The organism is Enterobacter sp. 50793107 (assembly GCF_001463365.1).
GTDB classification, from domain to species: domain Bacteria; phylum Pseudomonadota; class Gammaproteobacteria; order Enterobacterales; family Enterobacteriaceae; genus Enterobacter; species Enterobacter cloacae.
Genome location: NZ_LNII01000160.1, coordinates 115070 through 137014, shown reverse-complemented (window position 1 = coordinate 137014; position 21945 = coordinate 115070). Strand labels below are relative to the sequence as shown.

The 21945-nt window shown below is 55.9% G+C and carries 25 protein-coding genes; 16 read left to right on the top strand and 9 right to left on the bottom strand.

All coding sequences use genetic code 11. From position 1 onward, the window contains the following. The first annotated feature begins 62 nt into the window (after positions 1 to 62). The 7 genes from APU11_RS22255 (at position 63) to APU11_RS22225 (ending at position 6351) form a co-directional block, all read left to right on the top strand. Positions 63 to 917, top strand: coding sequence for a tagatose bisphosphate family class II aldolase (locus tag APU11_RS22255; RefSeq protein ID WP_058651410.1), 855 nt, complete (start codon positions 63 to 65; stop codon positions 915 to 917). Between the two features lie 20 nt (positions 918 to 937). Next, on the top strand, positions 938 to 2209 hold the full coding sequence (gene gatZ / locus APU11_RS22250) for a tagatose-bisphosphate aldolase subunit GatZ (RefSeq protein ID WP_047023162.1): 1272 nt from the start codon (positions 938 to 940) through the stop codon (positions 2207 to 2209). Between the two features lie 14 nt (positions 2210 to 2223). Then, positions 2224 to 2691 carry a PTS galactitol transporter subunit IIA gene (gatA, locus tag APU11_RS22245; RefSeq protein ID WP_058651411.1) on the top strand — a complete coding sequence of 156 codons (468 nt, stop codon included), beginning with the start codon at positions 2224 to 2226 and terminating at the stop codon, positions 2689 to 2691. Between the two features lie 27 nt (positions 2692 to 2718). Beyond that, on the top strand, positions 2719 to 3003 hold the full coding sequence (gene gatB / locus APU11_RS22240) for a PTS galactitol transporter subunit IIB (protein ID WP_058651412.1): 285 nt from the start codon (positions 2719 to 2721) through the stop codon (positions 3001 to 3003). Positions 3004 to 3007: 4 nt separating this feature from the next. Next, positions 3008 to 4381 carry a PTS galactitol transporter subunit IIC gene (locus APU11_RS22235; protein ID WP_058651413.1) on the top strand — a complete coding sequence of 458 codons (1374 nt, stop codon included), beginning with the start codon at positions 3008 to 3010 and terminating at the stop codon, positions 4379 to 4381. 42 nt (positions 4382 to 4423) lie between these two features. Continuing rightward, positions 4424 to 5467, top strand: coding sequence for a galactitol-1-phosphate 5-dehydrogenase (gatD, locus tag APU11_RS22230; protein WP_058651414.1), 1044 nt, complete (start codon positions 4424 to 4426; stop codon positions 5465 to 5467). Positions 5468 to 5577: 110 nt separating this feature from the next. Next, a complete protein-coding gene (locus APU11_RS22225; protein ID WP_020687328.1) occupies positions 5578 to 6351 on the top strand; it encodes a DeoR/GlpR family DNA-binding transcription regulator in 774 nt (257 codons plus the stop codon). Positions 6352 to 6484: 133 nt separating this feature from the next. Here APU11_RS22225 and rsmI read toward each other — a convergent pair whose 3' ends face one another. Continuing rightward, positions 6485 to 7348, bottom strand: coding sequence for a 16S rRNA (cytidine(1402)-2'-O)-methyltransferase (rsmI, locus tag APU11_RS22220; protein ID WP_058651415.1), 864 nt, complete (start codon positions 7346 to 7348; stop codon positions 6485 to 6487). Positions 7349 to 7410: 62 nt separating this feature from the next. On the opposite strand from rsmI, the gene APU11_RS22215 reads away from it, so the two are divergent. From APU11_RS22215 to dolP, 4 genes are read left to right on the top strand one after another with little or no spacing between them, the layout of a single operon-like run. Further along, positions 7411 to 9570 (top strand): penicillin-binding protein activator, encoded by a 2160-nt coding sequence (locus APU11_RS22215; RefSeq protein WP_058651416.1) that lies wholly within the window; start codon positions 7411 to 7413, stop codon positions 9568 to 9570. After that, positions 9528 to 9923, top strand: coding sequence for a YraN family protein (locus APU11_RS28230; RefSeq protein WP_058651417.1), 396 nt, complete (start codon positions 9528 to 9530; stop codon positions 9921 to 9923). The genes APU11_RS22215 and APU11_RS28230 overlap by 43 nt, the downstream gene beginning before the upstream one ends. 21 nt (positions 9924 to 9944) lie before the next feature. Then, positions 9945 to 10535: a DnaA initiator-associating protein DiaA gene (gene diaA / locus APU11_RS28225; RefSeq protein WP_003861754.1), complete on the top strand. Its 591-nt coding sequence runs from the start codon at positions 9945 to 9947 to the stop codon at positions 10533 to 10535. A gap of 9 nt (positions 10536 to 10544) precedes the next feature. Continuing rightward, positions 10545 to 11120: a division/outer membrane stress-associated lipid-binding lipoprotein gene (dolP, locus tag APU11_RS22200; protein WP_013098899.1), complete on the top strand. Its 576-nt coding sequence runs from the start codon at positions 10545 to 10547 to the stop codon at positions 11118 to 11120. A gap of 49 nt (positions 11121 to 11169) precedes the next feature. On the opposite strand, the gene APU11_RS22195 is transcribed toward dolP, so the two are convergent. Continuing rightward, complete coding sequence (locus tag APU11_RS22195) at positions 11170 to 12207, bottom strand: permease (RefSeq protein WP_029883383.1); 1038 nt, start codon at positions 12205 to 12207, stop codon at positions 11170 to 11172. Between the two features lie 40 nt (positions 12208 to 12247). After that, the gene (locus APU11_RS22190; protein WP_058651418.1) at positions 12248 to 12892 is read right to left on the bottom strand and encodes an NAD(P)H-binding protein; all 645 of its coding nucleotides are present in this window, start codon (positions 12890 to 12892) and stop codon (positions 12248 to 12250) included. Between the two features lie 128 nt (positions 12893 to 13020). Here APU11_RS22190 and APU11_RS22185 point away from each other — a divergent pair, with 128 nt between their 5' ends. After that, positions 13021 to 13539, top strand: coding sequence for a type 1 glutamine amidotransferase domain-containing protein (locus tag APU11_RS22185; RefSeq protein WP_013098902.1), 519 nt, complete (start codon positions 13021 to 13023; stop codon positions 13537 to 13539). On the opposite strand, the gene APU11_RS22180 is transcribed toward APU11_RS22185, so the two are convergent. Further along, positions 13519 to 13953, bottom strand: coding sequence for a YhbP family protein (locus APU11_RS22180; protein ID WP_013098903.1), 435 nt, complete (start codon positions 13951 to 13953; stop codon positions 13519 to 13521). The two genes, APU11_RS22185 and APU11_RS22180, sit on opposite strands and share 21 nt — an antisense overlap. A gap of 14 nt (positions 13954 to 13967) precedes the next feature. Here APU11_RS22180 and APU11_RS22175 point away from each other — a divergent pair, with 14 nt between their 5' ends. Beyond that, complete coding sequence (locus APU11_RS22175; RefSeq protein ID WP_020687335.1) at positions 13968 to 14297, top strand: GIY-YIG nuclease family protein; 330 nt, start codon at positions 13968 to 13970, stop codon at positions 14295 to 14297. Here APU11_RS22175 and APU11_RS22170 read toward each other — a convergent pair. Both APU11_RS22170 and APU11_RS22165 read right to left on the bottom strand, forming a co-directional pair. Beyond that, on the bottom strand, positions 14284 to 14787 hold the full coding sequence (locus tag APU11_RS22170) for an N-acetyltransferase (protein WP_020687336.1): 504 nt from the start codon (positions 14785 to 14787) through the stop codon (positions 14284 to 14286). The two genes, APU11_RS22175 and APU11_RS22170, sit on opposite strands and share 14 nt — an antisense overlap. Continuing rightward, entirely contained in the window at positions 14781 to 15305 is a 525-nt protein-coding gene (locus APU11_RS22165) for an SCP2 domain-containing protein (protein WP_038420959.1), read from the bottom strand. Before APU11_RS22165 ends, APU11_RS22170 begins: the two co-directional genes overlap by 7 nt. A gap of 211 nt (positions 15306 to 15516) precedes the next feature. Between APU11_RS22165 and APU11_RS22160 the strand changes: the two genes are divergently transcribed. The 3 genes from APU11_RS22160 to APU11_RS22150 all read left to right on the top strand — a co-directional run bounded on the left by APU11_RS22160 (position 15517) and on the right by APU11_RS22150 (position 18484). Beyond that, positions 15517 to 16512: a peptidase U32 family protein gene (locus APU11_RS22160; protein ID WP_058651419.1), complete on the top strand. Its 996-nt coding sequence runs from the start codon at positions 15517 to 15519 to the stop codon at positions 16510 to 16512. A 7-nt stretch (positions 16513 to 16519) separates the two neighbouring features. Next, the gene (locus tag APU11_RS22155) at positions 16520 to 17398 is read left to right on the top strand and encodes a U32 family peptidase (RefSeq protein WP_058651420.1); all 879 of its coding nucleotides are present in this window, start codon (positions 16520 to 16522) and stop codon (positions 17396 to 17398) included. Positions 17399 to 17476: 78 nt separating this feature from the next. Then, positions 17477 to 18484, top strand: coding sequence for an LLM class flavin-dependent oxidoreductase (locus tag APU11_RS22150; protein ID WP_023621081.1), 1008 nt, complete (start codon positions 17477 to 17479; stop codon positions 18482 to 18484). An 85-nt stretch (positions 18485 to 18569) separates the two neighbouring features. Here APU11_RS22150 and mtr read toward each other — a convergent pair whose 3' ends face one another. The 3 genes from mtr to yrbN form a co-directional block, all read right to left on the bottom strand. Further along, on the bottom strand, positions 18570 to 19814 hold the full coding sequence (mtr, locus tag APU11_RS22145; protein ID WP_038420695.1) for a tryptophan permease: 1245 nt from the start codon (positions 19812 to 19814) through the stop codon (positions 18570 to 18572). Positions 19815 to 19955: 141 nt separating this feature from the next. Then, positions 19956 to 21851 (bottom strand): DEAD/DEAH family ATP-dependent RNA helicase, encoded by a 1896-nt coding sequence (locus APU11_RS22140; protein WP_013098911.1) that lies wholly within the window; start codon positions 21849 to 21851, stop codon positions 19956 to 19958. Then, on the bottom strand, positions 21844 to 21924 hold the full coding sequence (gene yrbN / locus APU11_RS28220; RefSeq protein ID WP_097533792.1) for a protein YrbN: 81 nt from the start codon (positions 21922 to 21924) through the stop codon (positions 21844 to 21846). Before yrbN ends, APU11_RS22140 begins: the two co-directional genes overlap by 8 nt. Positions 21925 to 21945: the final 21 nt, after the last annotated feature.

The window sequence follows — 21945 nt, the reverse complement described above, 5'->3', positions numbered from 1 at the left end:
AAAACATTCCGAAACCCTATATTGTCTTTCGCATATACAAAACGAAAGGTTTCGGAGGAAAGATGTATATCATCTCGTCGAAAGCGATGCTGATAAAGGCACAGCATGAAGGTTACGCTGTTCCGGCATTCAATATTCATAATCTCGAAACGCTGCAGGTGGTCGTCGAAACGGCCTCTGAGATGCGAGCTCCCCTGATCGTCGCGGGTACGCCCGGTACGTTTAGCTATGCCGGAACCGGGAACGTGGTCGCCATCGCCAGCGATCTGGCCAAAACGTACAACCAGCCACTGGCGATCCACCTCGATCATCACGAAGATTTCGACGATATCGCGCAGAAAGTACAGAGCGGGATCCGCTCTGCAATGATCGACGGATCTCATCATCCGTTCAGTGAAAATGTGGCACTGGTGAAGAGAGTGACGGACTACTGCCACCGCTACGACGTTAGCGTGGAGGCCGAACTTGGGCGTTTGGGTGGTCAGGAAGATGACCTGGTCGTCGACAGTAAAGATGCGCTTTACACCAACCCACAACAGGCGCGTGAGTTTGTTGAACTCACGGGTATCGACTCGCTGGCTGTTGCCATCGGCACTGCGCACGGCCTGTACAAAGCCACGCCAAAGCTCGATTTCGAGAGCCTGGCAGAGATCCGTAATCAGGTTGATATTCCGCTGGTACTGCACGGTGCCTCAGGATTGTCGACAGAAGATATCCGTAAGGCAATTAGCCTCGGGATCTGCAAAGTCAATGTCGCCACAGAACTCAAAATCGCCTTCTCAAACGCGCTGAAAACCTATCTCGCTTCACATCCCGATGCCAGCGATCCGCGTCATTACATGGTACCAGCCAAAAGTGCCATGCAAGAGGTGGTACGCAAGGTGATTATCGATTGTGGTTGTGAAGGAAAACTCTAACGTCCTGACCCGGAGGAATTGTGAAAGATATTATTGCCCGCCATAAGGCGGGAGAACACCTCGGTATTTGTTCTGTCTGTTCAGCTCACCCGCTGGTCATCGAAGCTGCACTGCGGTTTGATTTGAACACCAACAATAAAGTGCTGATTGAGGCCACTTCGAATCAGGTGAATCAGTTTGGTGGCTATACCGGCATGACTCCTGCCCATTTTCGCGATTTTGTATTGAACATTGCCAAACACGTTGGTTTTCCACGAGAGCGCCTGATTCTTGGAGGGGATCACCTGGGGCCTAACTGCTGGCAAAACGAACCGGCGGAAGCCGCGATGGATAAATCCGTTGAGCTGATCAAAGCCTATGTCGCTGCGGGATTTACCAAGATCCATCTGGACGCATCCATGTCCTGCGCCGACGACGCCATCCCGCTAGCGCCAGTGGTGGTAGCACAGCGCGCTGCGCGGCTGTGTAAAGCAGCTGAAGAGACGGCTACGGAGGAACAAAAGGCGGCACTGACCTACGTCATTGGTACTGAAGTTCCCGTACCAGGTGGAGAAGCCAGCAGTATTAACAGCGTGCATGTTACCCGTGTCGAAGATGCTGCACAGACGCTGGACACCCATCGCGCAGCCTTTAGCGAACTCGGTCTGGAAGACGCCATGACGCGCGTGATTGCTATCGTGGTGCAACCAGGCGTGGAGTTCGACCATACCCAAATTATTCACTATCAGCCCCACGCGGCAGAGGCGCTTTCCGGCTGGATCCGCCAGACACCGATGGTCTACGAGGCGCATTCGACCGATTACCAGACCCGCCAGGCCTATCGCGCCCTGGTACGCGATCACTTCGCGATTCTGAAAGTTGGCCCGGCGCTCACCTTTGCCCTGCGTGAAGCCATCTTTGCCCTTGCGCAAATGGAGAAAGAACTTATCGCTCCTGAGCAGCGCAGCCACGTGCTGGCGGTGATCGACGAGGTGATGCTGAACGAGCCGGACTACTGGAAAAAGTACTACCGCCCGACCTGGAGCCAGGCGATGGTGGATATTCATTTCAGCTTGTCTGACCGCATTCGCTACTACTGGCCGCATCCGCGTATCCGTCAGGGTGTGGAGAAATTACTCGCCAACCTGAGTAACACCCCACTGCCACTTGGGCTGATCAGCCAGTTTATGCCCGTTCAGTTCGAACGATTGTCGATGAATGAGATCGTTGCAACACCGCAAAATCTCATCATCGACAAAATACAGGATGTATTACGCGCCTATCGATTTGGCTGTACCCCTGAATACGTCTGATGCCCGGAGAGTCTATGAGTCACGTTTTTGTCCGTACCGGAATTGAGTTTGAAAATAGCCAGCTTGCGCTGGCACATATTGGCGAGGAGATGCTGGCGAAAGGGGTTGTGCATGCCACTTACCCAGCCGCACTTCTCGAAAGGGAGCTCAACTACCCCACCGGCATTACCCTCGAACGCCATGCGGTTGCGATCCCGCATTGTGAAGCGGTACATGCCAAAAGCCCTGCGATTTACCTGATTCGCCCGGACAAACCGGTGAATTTTCAGCAGGCGGATGATGATCGAGAGGTCGCGGTTTCACTCATTATCGCGTTAATTGTTGAAAACCCTGCGGCGCAAATAAAACTGCTGCGCCGTCTTTTCAGCGAGCTACAAAACCCGGACACGCTGGACATGTTGCTGGCCACGCCAGCCGATCGCCTGGCCGAGCAATTCCGGGAGACTATCCTTGAGCCTGCCTCCTGTGCACAGGCTTCATAACATACTGATAATAAAAAGGAGTACCCTATGAAACGTAAAGTTATTGTTGCCTGTGGTGGTGCCGTAGCCACCTCAACCATGGCGGCTGAAGAGATCAAAGAACTGTGTGAAGCCCACAACATAACGCTGGATCTGGTTCAGTGTCGGGTGACCGAAATTGAAACCTATATGGACGGTGCAGACCTGATCTGCACCACGGCAAAAGTCGACAGATCTTTTGGTGACATTCCGGTAGTTCATGGGATGCCGTTTGTATCAGGCGTCGGTATCGAAGCCCTGCAACAAAAAATCCTTACTATCCTCGAGGGGTAAGATCATGTTTACCGAAATCATGCGGTATATCCTCGACCTCGGTCCCACCGTCATGCTGCCCATCGTCATTATTATCTTCTCTAAACTTCTGGGGATGAAACTTGGCGATTGCTTCAAGTCCGGCCTGCATATCGGCATCGGCTTCGTGGGAATTGGGCTGGTCATTGGCCTGATGCTCGACTCCATTGGCCCTGCAGCCAAAGCGATGGCGGAACAATTCCAGATTAACCTGCACGTGGTTGACATCGGCTGGCCAGGTTCTTCCCCTATGACCTGGGCTTCCCAAATCGCACTGGTGGCGATCCCGGTAGCCATTGGGGTCAATGTCATCATGCTGGTCACCCGTATGACCCGTGTAGTGAATGTGGATATCTGGAACATCTGGCATATGACATTCACCGGGGCAATGCTGCACCTGGCCACTGGCTCTTACTGGCTGGGGATCCTTGGCGTGGTGGTTCACGCGGCCTTTGTCTACAAGCTGGGGGACTGGTTTGCCAAAGACACGCGAGACTTCTTCGGTCTGGAGGGAATTGCCATTCCTCACGGCTCGTCGGCGTATCTCGGTCCTGTCGCGGTGCTGGTCGATACAATTATCAACCACATTCCAGGTCTGAAGCAGATCCACTTTAGCGCCGACGATGTGCAGAAACGCTTTGGTCCGTTTGGCGAGCCCGTCACCGTCGGTTTTGTCATGGGGCTGGTCATCGGCATGCTGGCAGGATACGACGCGAAATCCGTTCTGCAACTGGCGGTGAAAACCGCTGCGGTGATGCTGCTGATGCCGCGTGTCATCAAGCCGATTATGGACGGCCTGACGCCAATTGCTAAACACGCCCGCAAACGCCTGCAGGCCAAATTTGGTGGTCAGGAGTTCTTAATTGGTCTTGATCCCGCGCTGCTGCTGGGCCATACGTCAGTGGTCTCCGCCAGTCTCATTTTCATCCCATTAACAATTCTGATTGCGGTACTGGTGCCGGGTAACCAGGTGCTGCCTTTCGGCGACCTTGCGACTATCGGCTTCTTCGTGGCAATGGCGGTCGCGGTTCATCAGGGTAATCTGTTCCGTACTCTCATCTCCGGCGTCATCATAATGGGTATCACATTGTGGATCGCCACACAGACCATCGGCCTGCACACCCTGCTTGCACAGAACGCGGGGGCGTTAAAAGCAGGTGGGCTTGTGGCATCCATGGATCAGGGCGGTTCGCCGATCACCTGGCTGCTCATCCAGCTCTTTACCTGGCAAAACGTGGTGGGATTCATCGTGATTGGTGCGATCTATTTTACTGGCGTACTGCTCACCTGGCGACGTGCCCGGGCGCTTACGGCGGCGGAGAAAAACGCCGATAACCCGCAAAGCCTGACGGTATCTTAATATCCGGGGAGCCATGCTCCCCTTCTTTTTCTGGAGTGAATCATGAAATCAGTGGTAATTCACGCTGAGGGCAACGTGCGCGTTGAAGAACGCCCGATCCCTCAAATACAGGATGCGGATGATGTTCTGGTACGCATCGTTTGCTCAGGATTATGCGGCTCAGACATCCCGCGTATTTTTGCCAAAGGGGCGCACTACTACCCGATCACCCTGGGCCACGAATTTAGCGGACACGTCGAAGCCTGTGGTGCAGATATAAAGGATCTCCAGGCCGGAGATGCTGTAGCCTGCATTCCACTCCTGCCCTGTTTTTCCTGCCCGGAGTGTGAAAAAGGCTACTACTCGCTGTGTAAGCAGTACCAGTTTGTCGGCTCACGCAGTGACGGTGGCAATGCGGAATATATTGTCTTGAAGCGCGCGAACCTGTTCCGCCTGCCAGCAGAGATGGCGATCGAAGACGGGGCATTTATCGAGCCTATCACCGTAGGGCTGCACGCGTTCCATCTGGCTTCGGGCTGCAAAGATAAAAATGTCATTATCGTCGGTGCAGGGACGATCGGTCTGTTGGCGATGCAGTGCGCGCTGGCACTGGGGGCAAAGAGCGTGGCTGCAATTGATATCAACGACGATAAACTCGCCCTGGCGACAACCTTGGGCGCGACCCAGGTGTTCAACAGCCGGACCCTGAGCACCGATGACATTCTCAACGCGCTTAAGGACAACCGGTTTGATCAACTCGTGCTGGAAACCGCTGGAACACCACAAACTGTCTCGCTTGCCATTGATATTGCCGGTCCTCACGCCCAGGTGGCGCTGGTCGGTACATTACATCATGACCTGAATTTACCTGCCGCAACCTTTGGCAAAATATTGCGTAAGGAGCTGACGCTTCTGGGTAGTTGGATGAACTACTCAGCACCGTGGCCAGGGGAAGAGTGGGAAACGGCAGTCCGCCTGCTCACAGGGAAAAAACTGCAACTGGAGCCACTCATTGCCCATACCGGCGACAGTGAGAGCTTCGCTCAGGCCGTGCAGGCTCTGAACGGCGCACCGATGCAGGGCAAAATTATGCTGCGTTTCGCCTAATCCCTCGAGCCAGCAACCTGAGCTGGCTCACATTTACTTTCGAATATTGCCTTACACCTTTCGCATACCTTCGATTAGAATAGGGACAATTAATTATCAGGCAATTCAATATGAACTCATTTGAGCGAAGGAACAAAATCGTTGACCTCGTCAACGCTCAGGGCAGCGTGATGGTGCAGGATCTATCAAATCTGTTTGGCATCTCTGAAGTAACCATTCGAACCGACCTGCGTCTGCTGGAAGAAAAAGGGCTGGTCACGCGCTTCCATGGGGGCGCCGCAAAGCCGGGCAGTAACCTGGCTGAAAGTGAGAATCAGGAAGTCGTACTGGAGGAACGCTACCAGCTGGCAAGCGATCCGAAAAAACGTATTGCTCAGGCCGCCGCCGCCCTGATCGAAGAAGGGATGACGGTTATTTTAGACAGCGGCAGTACCACTATGCTGATAGCCGAAGCGCTGGTGAGGAAAGCCAATATTACCGTTATCACCAACAGCTTGCCCGCTGCGTTTGCTCTTTCGGAAAATAAAGATATTACGCTGGTGGTTTGCGGCGGCACGGTACGCCATAAAACGCACTCCATGCACGGAACCATTGCCGAGCGTTCGCTTGCAGGTATCAGCGCGGATTTGATGTTTGTTGGGGCTGACGGCATTGATGCAACAAATGGTATCACCACCTTCAATGAAGGCTACTCCATCAGCAGCGTGATGGCCGCTGCCGCCCATAAAGTGATTGCCGTACTGGATGCCAGCAAGTTTAATCGTCGCGGGTTTAATCAGGTGCTGCCGATGGAGAAGATTGACTGTGTGATTACGGATGATGGGATCGGAAAACACGATAAAGACCAGCTGAGCAAAACGGGTACTGAGATCATTACGGTTTAGCGAAAGACGCAGATCGCCGGATGATCTGCGCAATTTTCTTTTCCGACATTTTTACCGACATTTATTCCGACACTCTGGATTTTGTAGGCCGGGCAAGCGCAGCACCGCCCGGCAAAAACAGGCGGAGTATGACTTACTCCCCCTGCTGCTCCAGCGCATATTTATAGAGCGCATTCTTCTTCACGCCGTGGATTTCTGCCGCCAGTGCTGCCGCTTTCTTAAGCGGCAATTCAGCCTGTAGCAGTGCCAGAGTACGCAGCGCATCGGCAGGCAGTGCGTCCTCCTCCGCTTTATGCCCTTCGACAATCAGCACCATCTCACCCTTGCGACGGTTTTCGTCCTCTTTTACCCACGCCAGCAGTTCGCCGACCGGCGCGCCGTGAATGGTTTCCCAGGTTTTGGTCAGCTCGCGCGCCAGCACCACGTAGCGGCTCTCTCCCCAGACGGTCACCATATCTTCCAGGCTTTCCAGCAGGCGATGCGTGGATTCGTAGAAAATCAGCGTACGCGGTTCAGCTTCCAGCTCTTTTAACACGTCACGGCGGCCTTTGGATTTGGCGGGCAGGAAACCTTCATAGCAGAAACGATCGGACGGCAGGCCCGCTGCGCTCAACGCAGCAATCGCAGCACACGGTCCTGGCAGAGGGACCACCCGGATCCCGGCTTCACGGCAGGTACGCACCAGATGGTAGCCCGGGTCGTTAATCAGCGGCGTACCGGCGTCAGAGACGAGCGCAATGCTCTGCCCCTCTTTGAGCTTCGCCACCAGCGTTTCTGCTTTTTGCTGCTCATTATGATCGTGCAGGGCGAAGAGACGAGCGTTAATCGCAAAGTGTTGCAGCAATAAACCGGTATGCCGGGTATCTTCAGCAGCAATTAAATCAACAGCTTGCAATACGGTCAGCGCACGTTGGGTAATATCAGACAAATTCCCGATAGGAGTAGGTACAATATAAAGCTGGCCTTGAGAATTCTCTGCCGTTTCGTGTTGTTTCATTGTTTCGTCCGTATTGCCGATTTAATATTGAGCATTGCGTAAAAAAAATCACTGGATACAGTATGGTACCGTTAACGTTTCTTCGAAAAAAAGCCACGCGCAGCGTGCCGCTTCTGCTGGCAGCCCTGATCTTTGCAGGCTGTGGCACCCAGGCACCTGACCAGAGCACGGCCCATCTGCAGGGATCCGCTCAGGCTGATTCTGGCTTTTATCTGCAACAAATGTCGCAAAGCTCAAATGATACCAGGATCAACTGGCAATTACTCGCCATTCGTGCACTGCTGAAAGAGGGCAAAACCCAGCAGGCCGCCGAACTGTTCAACCAGCTTCCGCACGAGCTTAACGATGCCCAGCGTCTTGAGCAGAGCCTGCTCTCTGCCGAGCTGAAAGTCGCGCTGAAAGATTATGCCGCCGCGAAAAAGATCCTTGGCGACATCGACGTAAGCGCACTGGATAAAAATCAGCAGGCCCGTTTCTGGCAGGCGGGTATCACCGCTGAGCAGGGACGTCCTTCCCTGACGCTGCTGCGGGCGCTGATCGCCCAGGAGCCGCTGCTCGGCGGTGCGGACAAGCAGAAAAATATTGATGCCACCTGGCAGGCACTCGCCTCAATGACCCAGGAACAGGCGCAGGCACTGGTCATCAATGCTGATGAAAACGTGTTGCAGGGGTGGCTGGATTTGCAACAGATGTGGTTTAACAACCGCAGCGATCCAAACATGCTGAAAGCCGGTATTACCGACTGGCAAACGCGCTACCCACAAAACCCGGGCGCGAAATTGCTGCCGACACAGCTGGTGAACGTGCAGAACTTTAAGCCTGCCTCCACCAGCAAAATCGCCCTGCTTCTGCCGTTGAACGGCCAGGCGGCGGTATTTGGCCGCACCATTCAACAAGGTTTTGAAGCGGCGAAGAACGGTACCACGCCAGTGACCGGCAGTGCAGTTCCGGCGCAGGCAGCTCAGGCGGCAAACGTGAACGACGTTGTCAGCCCTTCCGCCGCGGAAACCAGCGACCTGACCACAGCACAAACGCCGCCGCAGGGGACGATGCAGAACCCGGTGACGGCACCGACCACACCTGCGGCCGCAGCACCCGCGCCTGCGACTCCGGTAGAGACACAATCCGCACCGGCGACAGAGCCTGCGACAGCGGAGCAACCTCAACCGCAGACCACTGAGCCCGCAGCACAACCTGCCGCTCAGCCTGCTGCCCAGCCACAGGCCGCAGCCACCACCAGCGCTAACCCGGGCGCTGAGCTGAAAATCTACGACACCAGTTCTCAACCGCTCGATCAGGTTCTGGCGCAGGTGCAACAGGACGGTGCCAGCATCGTTGTGGGTCCGCTGCTGAAAAACAACGTTGAAGAGTTGATGAAGAGCAACACTGCGCTGAACGTGCTGGCGCTCAACCAGCCTGAACAGGTTCAGAACCGCGCCAATATCTGCTATTTCGCCCTCTCTCCGGAAGATGAAGCCCGCGATGCGGCGCGTCATATTCACGAGCAAGGGAAACAGTCTCCGCTGCTGCTGATCCCTCGCAGTACACTGGGCGATCGCGTCGCCAACGCCTTTGCCGAAGAGTGGCAGAAGCTGGGCGGCGGCATCGTGCTGCAGCAGAAATTCGGCTCCGTCTCTGAACTACGCGCGGGCGTTAACGGCGGCGCGGGTATTGCGCTTAACGGCAGCCCGGTGAGTACAAGCCTGCCACAGCAGCAGAGCGTGACGATTGGCGGTCTGACCATCCCTGCCCCACCTACCGACGCGCAGATTAGCGGTGGCGGTAAAGTGGATGCGGCCTATATCGTCGCTACGCCACAAGAGATTGCCTTCATCAAGCCGATGATCGCCATGCGTAACGGCAGCCAGAGCGGCGCCACGCTCTACGCCAGCTCTCGCAGCGCACAAGGCACCGCAGGCCCGGATTTCCGCCTGGAGATGGACGGCCTGCAATACAGCGAAATTCCGATGCTGGCGGGCAGCAATCCGGCCCTGATGCAGCAGGCGCTGAGCGCAGTCCGTAACGACTACTCGCTGGCGCGTCTGTACGCGATGGGCGTCGATGCCTGGACGCTGGCGAACCACTTTACCCAAATGCGTCAGGTGCCGGGCTTTGAGCTAAACGGCAATACCGGCGATCTGACGGCCACTCAGGATTGCGTGATTAACAGGAAGTTATCATGGCTCAAATATCAGCAAGGACAAATCGTCCCGGCCAGTTAAGCCGTAAAGAGACCGGCGACGCCTGGGAATTAAAAGCGCGTCTCTGGCTTGAGGGCAAGGGACTGCGCTTTATCGCCGCTAACGTTCGCGGACGTGGCGGCGAAATCGATCTGATCATGAAAGAGGGTCAGGTCATTGTGTTTGTGGAAGTACGCTACCGACAGTCTTCCCGTTTTGGCGGTGCTGCCGCCAGCGTGACGCCCGCCAAACAACATAAATTATTACAGACTGCCCACTTGTGGCTTGCCCGCCATAATGGGAGTTTTGATACTGTGGATTGCCGGTTCGATGTGTTAGCCTTCACCGGAAACGAGATCGAATGGCTGAAAAACGCTTTTGGCGAAGACGCATAATTAAGATTTAAAAGGGATAACGTGCTCGAAAGAATTAAAGTGTGCTTCACAGAAAGCATTCAGACTCAGATTGCCGCGGCAGAAGCCCTCCCTGACGCAATCTCTCGCGCCGCCATGACGCTGGTGCAGTCCCTGCTCAATGGCAACAAAATCCTCTGTTGTGGCAATGGCACGTCCGCTGCCAACGCACAGCATTTTGCTGCCAGTATGATCAATCGTTTTGAAACAGAACGCCCCAGTTTACCTGCCATTGCACTTAATACCGATAATGTAGTCTTAACAGCGATTGCTAACGATCGTCTGCATGACGAGATTTACGCTAAGCAGGTGCGTGCCCTGGGCCATGCGGGCGATGTGCTGCTGGCTATCTCCACGCGCGGCAATAGCCGTGACATTGTCAAAGCTGTCGAAGCCGCCGTTACCCGCGATATGACTATCGTTGCCTTAACCGGCTATGACGGGGGCGAGCTGGCGGGCCTGCTGGGGCCGCAGGATGTGGAAATCCGCATTCCGTCTCACCGTAGCGCACGCATTCAGGAGATGCATATGCTCACGGTGAACTGCTTATGTGATTTGATCGATAACACGCTTTTCCCTCACCAGGATGATTAAGGAGTTCTCATGAAGGCTTTATCGACCCTCGCAGTTCTTATGTCTGCATTACTGCTGCAGGGATGTATCGCTGCGGCTGTCGTGGGTACCGCTGCCGTCGGCACCAAAGCAGCGACCGATCCGCGCACCGTTGGCACCCAGGTAGATGACGGCACGCTGGAGCTGCGCGTCAACAGTGCGCTGTCGAAAGACGAGCAAATTAAGAAAGAAGCGCGCATCAACGTGACGGCTTACCAGGGCAAAGTGCTGCTGACAGGCCAGGCGCCAAATAGCGAACTCTCCAGCCGCGCAAAACAGATCGCGATGGGCGTAGAGGGCACTGCGGAAGTCTTCAACGAAGTCCGTCAGGGGCAGCCAATCAGCCTTGGTACCGCCTCCAATGACACGTGGATCACCACCAAAGTCCGTTCCCAGCTGCTGGGTTCAGACCAGGTGAAATCATCTAACGTGAAAGTGACGACCGAAAACGGCGAAGTGTTCCTGCTGGGCCTGGTTACCGATCGTGAAGGGAAAGCGGCGGCCGATATCGCCAGCCGGGTGAGCGGCGTGAAACACGTCACCACCGCATTTACTTACATTAAGTAATTCCCACCTGACTGTAAGCCCGGTGAGCGCTCGCGCCACCGGGCTTTTTTCACAGAAGCGCAATACCCCCCACAATCACCCCACTCAACGCCACCAGCCCTGCGGTGAGCCACAGCGCTTTCGCCGGGAATGACTTACGCAGCATGATAAGCGACGGCAGGCTGATGGCAGGCAAGGTAATGAGCAACGCCAGTGCCGGTGCGGTGCCCATGCCAGCCAACATCATGGTCTGAACAATCGGAATTTCAGCCGCCGTTGGGATCACAAACAGACAACCGGCAATGGCCATCGCAATGACCCACATCAGGGTATTGTTGATGGCGCCGTCGGCATGCGGGAATAGCCAGACGCGTGCGGCCCCGAGCACCAGCACCGCCAGGATATACACAGGAATGGTGCTCCAGAAAAGCTGCCACAGAGCATTCCCCCAGCGCGCAAAGAAGCTTCCCTGTGGCTCGCTGACATCAAGCTCAATGGCGGCCGGTTCAACGGCGTTATCTTTCACCCATTTCTGCACCAGCGTTGCCACCACCAGCACCGTCAGCAGACCGGCCACCAGGCGGATAAAGGCGAAATGCCAGCCAAGGACAAAGCCCATAAACACCAGCGTTGCCGGGTTTAACAGCGGGTTGCCCATCCAGAACGCCAGCGCACCGCCCATAGAGACTCGCTGACGGCGCATACCGGCAGCAACAGGCGCGGCACAGCACGAACACATCATGCCCGGCAGGGAGAAAATGGTTCCCAGCAGGGTGCCCTGAAAACGTGGCTGCCCCAGGGTTTTCACCAGCCAGTGACGCGGGATAAGCACCTGGATCAACGAGCCCAGAATGACGCCTAATACGGCGGCTTTCCAGACGGCAAGGAAATAGACCATGGCATAATCCCACGCCGCGCGAAGCGGGCTGGAATCAGCGTGAGCGAGAATAGATTTACCGATGCTGTGCGTTTCGGCGGCAGTGAAGGCTTTACCGTAGTACGGCTGCCATTTCACATACCAGAGGCCGATAATGACCACGAGAAAGAAGAGCGCGGGCTTCCACCATTGGACAGGTGTTGCCGCCTGAGATGAAGACTGACCAGTCATAGCATTCCCCGGAGAGTGTTATTTAATTAGCCGGGGGAGTTTACGCCTCGCCCTGCGCGATTTCACGCAGTTTCGCCGAAGGGATGATATTCACTCCCTCCTGCGATGGTGACAGCCCCTCTTTTAACATCGCACGCGCCACATCGCGCGCCTCGATGGATTTCCAGTTACCGGGGAGAATGCGGAACAACGGGGCAAACATCGACTCGTTAAAACGACGCTCGTCGCGATGCCCCAGCAGCATGGAGGGACGGACTATTGTCAACCGCTCCCACTTCTGGGCAATCAGGGCCTCTTCCATCTCGCCCTTCACCTTGCTGTAAAAGAACGGCGAGCGGGCGCTGGCACCCAGCGAGCTGACCACCAGAAAATGGGTGGCCCCCAGCTTTTTCGCCGTTAGCGCCGTATCGACCACCAGCGTATAGTCAGCATGAACAAACGCCTCTTTACTGCCCGCCTCACGCCGCGTTGTCCCGAGGCAGCAAAAGGCGATATCGATGGGATCCTGCACCTGCGCCAGTGCGTCGGTCAGCTGTGGATCGTGAGGATTAAAAACGCCAGAAATGTCCGCCAGCGGTCGACGTGTCGGGGCCGCAATGTAGTTCACCCTGCGATCCTGGATCAGCAGCCGCAGCAGATGATCGCCCACCAGCCCGGTTGCCCCCGTAATCAGTACCTGACTCATTTCATCCCCTTTACAGAATAGTCCGTTTGCGAACTCAGCATGGTCAACCACACTTAGAAGTCTGTTACCGGTAAGTATTTACCACAAACGGGAAAAAAACAGTCTGAAGCGAAAACAACGGAGGAAGCATGGGTAAAAAAATCGCAGTCCTGATTACCGACGAGTTTGAAGATTCAGAATTCACCTCACCTGCTGAGGCGTTCCGCAAGGCGGGACATGAGGTCATCACCATTGAGAAAGAGGCGGGAAAAACGGTGAAAGGCCACAAGGGCGAGGCCAGCGTGACCATCGATGAGACCATCGATAACGTCAGCCCGTCTGATTTTGATGCCCTGCTGTTACCCGGCGGTCATTCACCGGATTCCCTGCGCGGCGACGAGCGCTTCGTGACGTTCACCCGCGATTTTGTCTCCACCGGAAAACCGGTCTTTGCTATCTGCCACGGTCCGCAACTGCTTATCAGCGCGGATGTGGTGCGCGGGCGTAAACTCACTGCCGTGAAACCGATCGTTGTCGATCTGAAAAACGCGGGGGCCGAGTTTTACGATCAGGAGGTGGTCAACGACAAAGACCAGCTGATCACCAGCCGAACCCCGGACGATCTGCCGGCGTTCAACCGCGAAGCGCTACGCCTGCTCGGCGCGTAGCCAGTGCAGCTTTTTGCCAAAGCCCAGCGTGTTGTCGGTAAATTTCAGCTCATCAAGGCGGATTTCCCACACCGGGGCTTTTAAGGCGGCGGCTACCGGAAAGCGGCGCGTGTAGTGCTTACGGCGCGCGTCGCTCTCTTCACCGTCCAGACGACGGATCTCCCCTTTAAACTGCACCCCACGGATCAGTGCTACCGTTTTAGGCTGACCGTTAACTGTCCCTGCCACCTTCGCCTGCTGACCGGTCATCTGCGCATGGCGCGTTTTATCTTCGCTCATCACATAAAACGCAACGCGCTCAGGGTCATAATAGTAAAACGCATTCGCGCACCACATTTCACCGTCGTCATACACGCACCAGGTGACAACATGCTGTTTCGCCAGCCAGCGGTTAATGGCAGCCAGAGTTTCCATTTTCGTTCTCTCTCATGCTATGGTGCGTTCACCTTAACATACTGAATCTGTTTACCGTGTGCTGGTTTCTCTATCTTGTCCGTACCGCCGATAACGCTCTCTACACCGGGATCACGACCGATGTGGCGCGGCGTTTTCTTCAGCATCAAACGGGAAAAGGGGCAAAAGCGCTGCGGGGGAAAGGAGAATTGACGCTCGCCTTTTCTGCCCCCGTGGGTGACAGATCGCTGGCGTTAAGAGTGGAATACCGCATTAAGCAGTTAACGAAGCGCCAGAAAGAGCGCCTCGTCACCGGAGACGGATCGTTTGAGGCGCTGTGTGAAAGCCTGATTAGAAGCGATTAAAATGGTCGTGATACTCCACGAGGCCATTTACGCCGTTGAGCGCGTCATCCGCCAGACGGTGCACCTGGAAGGCAGTTTCGGTGCCCGGCCAGCGACAGCGGAGATCGTACTGCGCCGCCGGCTCGAAGCCCAGGCGACCATAGAAAGCAGGATCGCCCAGCGTCACCACCGCGGCATAGCCAAACTCATTGAGTGAGTCCAGCCCTTCATACACCAGCTGACGTGCCAGCCCTTGTCCACGATAGTGTTCATCTACCGCCAGCGGCGCCATTCCTACCCACTGTAATTCTTCACCCTGAACGGTTACCGGGCTGAAGGCAACATAGCCCACCACCTGACCTTCGTCATCGGTGGCAACCAGCCCCAGCGTGATCAGGCCGTCTTCGCGGAGATCGTGGACCAGTTGGGCTTCTGCGTCGCTCGCAAAAGAGCGGCGTAACAACGCATCGATACCCGGTGCATCAATCCCAATTTCGACTCGAATCAGCATGGCTCACCTACTGAAGTGTGTTTACTGTCAGGCGGGGTTTTCAGCCCGGCCTCAACGAAATCTGCCATTTGCATTAACATCACGCGCAGCGCTTTTGGCATCTGCTCCAGCTCAATGGCATCCATTAAATTTTTGACGTACAGACCCAGTTCCGTATCGCCTTCAATGACCAGACGGCGCTGGAAAAAGAGGGTATCCGGATCCTGCTTACGCGCGGCGATCATCAGCAGATCGCAGGCGTCGGCGCTAAAGCTCACATCCGCGTCGGCGGACTGGCGCACAATCAGCTGGTCATTCTCGACGGAGGTAAACCAGCGCAGACCGATATCACGCACTTCAATGCTTAACCAGCGGCCTTCCAGGAACGCCAGTTCGCCTTCCTGCAGCGCCTGGCGGAACTGCCAGCTCAGGAGCTGCTCCAGCACCTGACGTTTAAGCGCGAACGGCGCCAGTTTTACCGGCACGCTCAGCATTGATGGACCAAATTGTACGAGACGTGAACGCAGTTTATCCAGCACGAGCTTTACTCCCTGATAGCGATAGTCCGGGTATTTTGCCATATCCGGAGGAGAACATAGCGGCGTAAATCAACAAACCGACGTCCGGTGTACCTCATTATTGGTGCCATCAATACGCCATTAGCTGCCTTAAATCAAAAATTGTCGCGTATGGGTTAATTAAAATCCCAGCTCGTTAACATTTTTGCTCTCGACGACATCAGGATAAATTATGGAGCTGCTCTGCCCTGCCGGAAACCTTCCGGCGCTTAAGGCGGCCATCGAAAATGGGGCCGATGCGGTCTATATCGGGCTGAAAGATGATACTAACGCCCGCCATTTTGCTGGCCTCAACTTTACGGAGAAAAAGCTTCAGGAAGCCGTTAACTTCGTACATCAGCACCGCCGCAAATTGCATATTGCCATCAATACCTTTGCCCATCCTGATGGCTATGCCCGCTGGCAGCGCGCGGTGGATATGGCAGCACAGCTGGGTGCCGATGCGCTGATTCTGGCCGACCTCGCCATGCTAGAGTATGCGGCAGAACGCTATCCTCATATTGAGCGCCATGTCTCTGTTCAGGCCTCTGCCACCAACGAAGAGGCGGTACGTTTTTATCATCAAAATTTTGACGTGGCCCGGGTGGTTTTACCGCGCGTGCTCTCTATTCATCAGGTTAAGCAACTCGCGCGCGTCACGCCAGTGCCGCTGGAAGTTTTTGCCTTTGGTAGCCTGTGCATCATGGCTGAAGGCCGCTGCTATCTCTCCTCGTATTTAACCGGTGAATCCCCTAATACCGTTGGTGCCTGCTCACCTGCCCGCTTTGTTCGCTGGCAGCAAACCCCGCAGGGGCTGGAATCTCGCCTGAATGAGATACTGATTGACCGCTATCAGGACGGTGAAAACGCTGGCTACCCGACGCTGTGCAAAGGCCGCTATCTGGTTGACGGCGAGCGTTATCACGCGCTGGAAGAACCCACCAGCCTCAACACGCTGGAACTGCTGCCGGAACTGCTGGCCGCTAATATTGCCTCGGTGAAGATTGAAGGTCGCCAGCGCAGCCCGGCCTACGTCAGTCAGGTGGCGAAAGTCTGGCGTCAGGCCATTGACCGCTGCATGGCAGATCCGCAGAACTACGCCCCGCAATCGGCCTGGATGGAGACGCTCGGCGCAATGTCCGAAGGCACCCAAACCACGCTTGGCGCGTATCACCGTAAATGGCAGTGAGATAACCATGAAATATTCATTAGGACCGGTGCTCTACTACTGGCCAAAAGAGACGCTGGAAGATTTTTATCAACAGGCCGCGACCAGCAGCGCCGATGTGATTTACCTTGGCGAAGCGGTATGCAGCAAGCGCCGTGCCACCAAAGTGGGCGACTGGCTGGAGATGGCGAAAAGCCTGGCCGGTAGCGGCAAACAGGTGGTGCTCTCTACGCTGGCGCTGGTGCAGGCCTCATCTGAACTGGGTGAGCTGAAGCGCTACGTGGAGAACGGCGAGTTTCTGCTGGAGGCCAGCGATCTGGGCGTGGTGAATATGTGCGCCGAACGCAAGCTGCCGTTTGTCGCGGGCCATGCATTGAACTGCTATAACGCCGTGACCCTGCGCCTGCTGCTGAAACAGGGGATGATGCGCTGGTGCATGCCGGTAGAGCTGTCGCGTGACTGGCTGGTAAACCTCCTGAACCAGTGTGACGAGCTGGGTATTCGCAACCAGTTTGAAGTGGAAGTGTTGAGCTATGGCCATCTGCCGCTGGCGTACTCTGCCCGCTGCTTCACTGCCCGCTCTGAAGATCGCCCGAAAGACGAGTGCGAAACCTGCTGCATCAAGTACCCGAACGGACGCAGCATGCTGTCGCAGGAGAATCAGCAGGTGTTTGTCCTGAACGGCATTCAGACCATGAGTGGTTATGTGTATAACCTTGGTAACGAGCTGGCGTCGATGGACGGACTGGTGGACATGGTACGTCTGTCCCCGCTGGACACCAGCGTGTTTGCCATGCTGGATGCTTTTCGCGCCAATGAAAACGGCGCATCGCCGCTGCCGCTGACGGCAAACAGTGACTGTAACGGCTACTGGAAGCGGCTGGCCGGACTGGAGTTGCAGGCCTGAAAAAGGCTCACTTTGTTAACAACGGTTATCATTATTTAATGCAGTATTAAAGATTGACCGTCGACAAAGTGAGCTGTTATGACTGACAAAACCCTTCCGTTTTCGGTGCTGGATCTGGCGCCGATCCCACAAGGCTCCTCGGCAAGAGAAGCCTTTTCGCACTCTCTTGATCTGGCTCAACTGGCCGAAAAGCGTGGCTATCACCGTTACTGGCTGGCGGAGCATCACAACATGGTCGGCATCGCCAGCGCTGCCACCTCGGTGCTGATTGGCTATCTGGCCGCGAACACCACCACTCTGCACCTGGGTTCCGGTGGCGTGATGCTGCCAAACCATGCGCCGCTGGTGATCGCCGAGCAGTTTGGTACGCTGAATACCCTCTACCCGGGCCGTATTGATTTAGGCCTTGGCCGTGCGCCGGGCAGCGACCAGCCCACCATGCGCGCCCTGCGTCGCCATATGAGCGGTGACATCGACAATTTCCCGCGTGATGTGGCTGAACTGGTGGACTGGTTCGATGCGCGTGACCCGAACCCGCACGTGCGCCCGGTGCCGGGCTATGGCGAGAAGATCCCGGTATGGCTGTTAGGCTCAAGTCTTTATAGCGCGCAGCTTGCTGCACAGCTGGGGCTGCCCTTCGCGTTCGCCTCCCACTTCGCACCGGATATGCTGCATCAGGCGCTGCATCTCTACCGCACGAACTTCAAACCTTCTGAAAGGCTGGAGAAACCGTACGCGATGGTGTGTATCAACATCATTGCCGCCGACAGCAATCGCGATGCGGAATTCCTGTTTACCTCCATGCAGCAGGCGTTTGTGAAGCTGCGTCGCGGTGAGACCGGCCAGCTTCCACCGCCGGTGGAGAATATGCATCAGCTGTGGTCAGCTTCCGAGCAGTATGGTGTTCAACAGGCGCTGAGCATGTCGCTGGTGGGAGATAAAGCGAAGGTGCGTCACGGGCTTGAGGCGGTGCTGCGCGAAACGCAGGCTGATGAGATTATGGTTAACGGCCAGATTTTCGATCATCAGGCGCGTTTGCACTCGTTTGAGCTGGCGATGCAGGTGAAAGAGGAGTTGGTGGGGTAGTTTTTTTGCCCGGTGGCGCTTCGCTTACCGGGCCTACGGGATCGCGTAGGCCGGATAAGGCGTAGCCGCCATCCGGCACAAAAACTTACTGATATACCGGCAACAGATTAAAGCTCGACAGCACGTGGACCAGCGCGTTACCAACACCAAACACCAGAATCAGTGCAATCATCGGTTTACCGCCCCAGACGCGGAATTTCGGGCTACCGAAGCGCTGACGGGATTTACGCGCCAGCAGCGCCGGCACAATTGCCGCCCAGATGGTAGCCGCCAGACCGGCATAACCAATGGCGTACAGGAAGCCGTTCGGCCACAGCAGGCCGCCCACCATCGGTGGCAGGAAGGTCAGCAGTGCGGTTTTGAAGCGCCCCATCGCGGAGTCATCAAAGCCAAACAGGTCCGCCAGATAGTCAAACAGGCCGAGCGTCACGCCGAGGAAAGAGCTCGCAACCGCAAAGTTGGAGAATACCACCAGCAGCAGATCCAGACTGCGGCTGTTCAGTACACCGCTCAGCGCCTGCACCAGCACATCTATATTCCCGCCCTTCTGCGCAATGCCGATAAACTCAGGACGCGGGATGTTGCCCATCGTCCCCAGCAGCCAAATCACATACAGCCCCAGCGCCAGCAGCGTACCGTAAACCAGGCACTTGACGATTGTCCGCGGGTCTTTGCCGTAATACTTCATCAGGCTCGGTACGTTGCCGTGGTAGCCAAACGACGCCAGACAGAACGGCAGGGTCATCAGCAGATACGGCGTGTACGACGTATTGGTTTCAGCCACGTTAAACAGTGTTGACGGGGTAACGTGCCCCAGCAGGCTACCGAAGGTCAGAAAGAAAGTGATGACCTTTGCGCCCAGTACGATGGCCGTCATCCGGCTCACCGCTTTGGTACTCATCCAGACGATAAACGCGACACCCAGCGCAAAGCACAACCCGGCCAGACGCGCCGGAACGTTCAACGACATCTCCGAAAAGGTGTGATGCAGAATCGAGCCGCTTGCTGAGATGTACGCGTAGGTCAGGATGTAGAGCACAAACGCGATGGAAAGGCCGTTCACCAGGTTCCAGCCTTTACCCAGCAGATCTTTCGTGATGGTGTCGAAACTGGAGCCAATGCGGTAGTTCAGGTTGGCTTCAAGGATCATCAGCCCTGAATGGAGCATACAGAACCAGGTGAAGACCAGCGCAGCCAGCGACCAGAAGAACCACGCACCGGACATGACCACTGGCAGGGAGAACATCCCGGCACCAATAATGGTTCCGCCGATGATCACCACGCCGCCAAGCAGCGAAGGTGACGTTTGGGTGGTGGTTAGTGTCGCCATACAGCCATATCTCCAGTCAAAAATGTGGTTTGCATTTTAATGTGCTGCACTGTACCAGTACAAGAGTACAAAGGGAATAAAAAAAGCCCCGATAGTCTTTATCGGGGCTGTATATATTACTTTACGTCAGAAACGAAAGGCTTAAGCGTCACCAAAACGACGACGGCTGGTGCCTTCTTCACGACGTGGGCCACGGCTATCACGGCGTTCACCGGAGAAACGACGTCCTTCACCACCGCGACCTTCGCTACGACCGCCTTCACGACGCTCGCCACCGAAACCGCGACCACCGCCACGACGTTCACCGCCACGGTCAGGACGTGGCTGTGCATCGCCCAGCAGCTGCATGTTCATCGGCTTGTTCAGGATGCGGGTGCGAGTAAAGTGCTGCAGTACTTCGCCCGGCATGCCTTTTGGCAGCTCGATGGTGGAGTGAGATGCGAACAGCTTGATGTTACCGATGTAACGGCTGCTGATGTCGCCTTCGTTCGCGATCGCGCCAACGATATGACGAACTTCAACACCATCATCACGGCCCACTTCAATGCGGTACAGTTCCATTTCGCCAGCGTCACGACGCTCACGACGTGGACGGTCTTCACCACCACGCTCTGAACGGTCACCACGTGGGCCACGATCGTTACGGTCACCACGGCGTTCGAAGCGATCGTCACGATCGCGGAACTCACGACGAGGACGCATCGGTGCATCTGGTGGCACGATCAGGGTACGTTCGCCCTGTGCCATCTTCAGCAGTGCTGCAGCCAGCGTTTCGATATCCAGCTCTTCGCCTTCAGCGGTTGGCTGAATCTGCGCCAGCAGCGCACGGTACTGATCCAGATCGCTGCTTTCCAGCTGCTGCTGGACTTTCGCGGCGAATTTTTCCAGACGGCGTTTGCCCAGCAGTTCTGCGTTTGGCAGCTCCGCTTCCGGAATGGTCAGCTTCATGGTGCGTTCAATGTTACGCAGCAGACGACGCTCGCGGTTCTCAACGAACAGCAGGGCACGACCCGCACGACCTGCACGACCGGTACGGCCGATACGGTGAACGTAAGACTCAGAGTCCATTGGGATGTCGTAGTTTACAACCAGGCTGATACGCTCAACGTCCAGACCACGTGCTGCCACGTCGGTTGCAATCAGGATATCCAGACGACCGTCTTTCAGACGCTCCAGCGTCTGCTCACGCAGAGCCTGGTTCATGTCGCCATTCAGCGCTGCGCTGTTGTAGCCGTTACGCTCCAGGGCTTCAGCCACTTCCAGGGTCGCGTTTTTGGTACGAACGAAGATAATCGCCGCATCAAAATCTTCCGCTTCCAGGAAACGCACCAGCGCTTCGTTTTTGCGCATGCCGTACACAGACCAGTAGCTCTGGCTGATGTCCGGGCGAGTGGTAACGCTGGACTGAATGCGCACTTCCTGCGGCTCTTTCATGAAGCGGCGGGTAATGCGACGGATTGCTTCTGGCATGGTGGCAGAGAACAGAGCGGTCTGATGACCTTCCGGGATCTGCGCCATGATGGTTTCTACGTCTTCGATGAAGCCCATACGCAGCATTTCGTCGGCTTCATCCAGTACCAGACCGCTCAGTTTAGAGAGATCCAGTGTACCGCGCTTCAGGTGATCCAGCAGACGGCCCGGCGTACCGACAACAATCTGTGGGCCCTGGCGCAGGGCGCGTAACTGCACGTCATAACGCTGGCCGCCGTACAGGGCTACCACGTTTACGCCGCGCATGTGTTTAGAGAATTCCGTCATCGCTTCCGCAACCTGAACCGCCAGTTCACGGGTTGGAGCCAGGACGAGGATCTGCGGTGCACGCAGGTCCGGATCAATGTTGTTCAGAAGCGGCAGCGAGAATGCTGCGGTTTTGCCGCTACCAGTCTGGGCCATGCCCAGCACGTCACGACCAGAGAGCAGATGTGGGATACATTCTGCCTGGATCGGAGATGGTTTTTCGTAACCGAGATCGTTAAGAGCTTCAAGGATAGGAGCCTTCAGGCCCAGATCTGCAAAAGTGGTTTCGAATTCAGCCATGTAGTACGAGTGCCTCAATGTCAATGGCGGCCAGTCTACTTAGCTCATCGTGAAAATGATCTGCAATTTTCATTGAAAAGTGTGAACCGGCTCA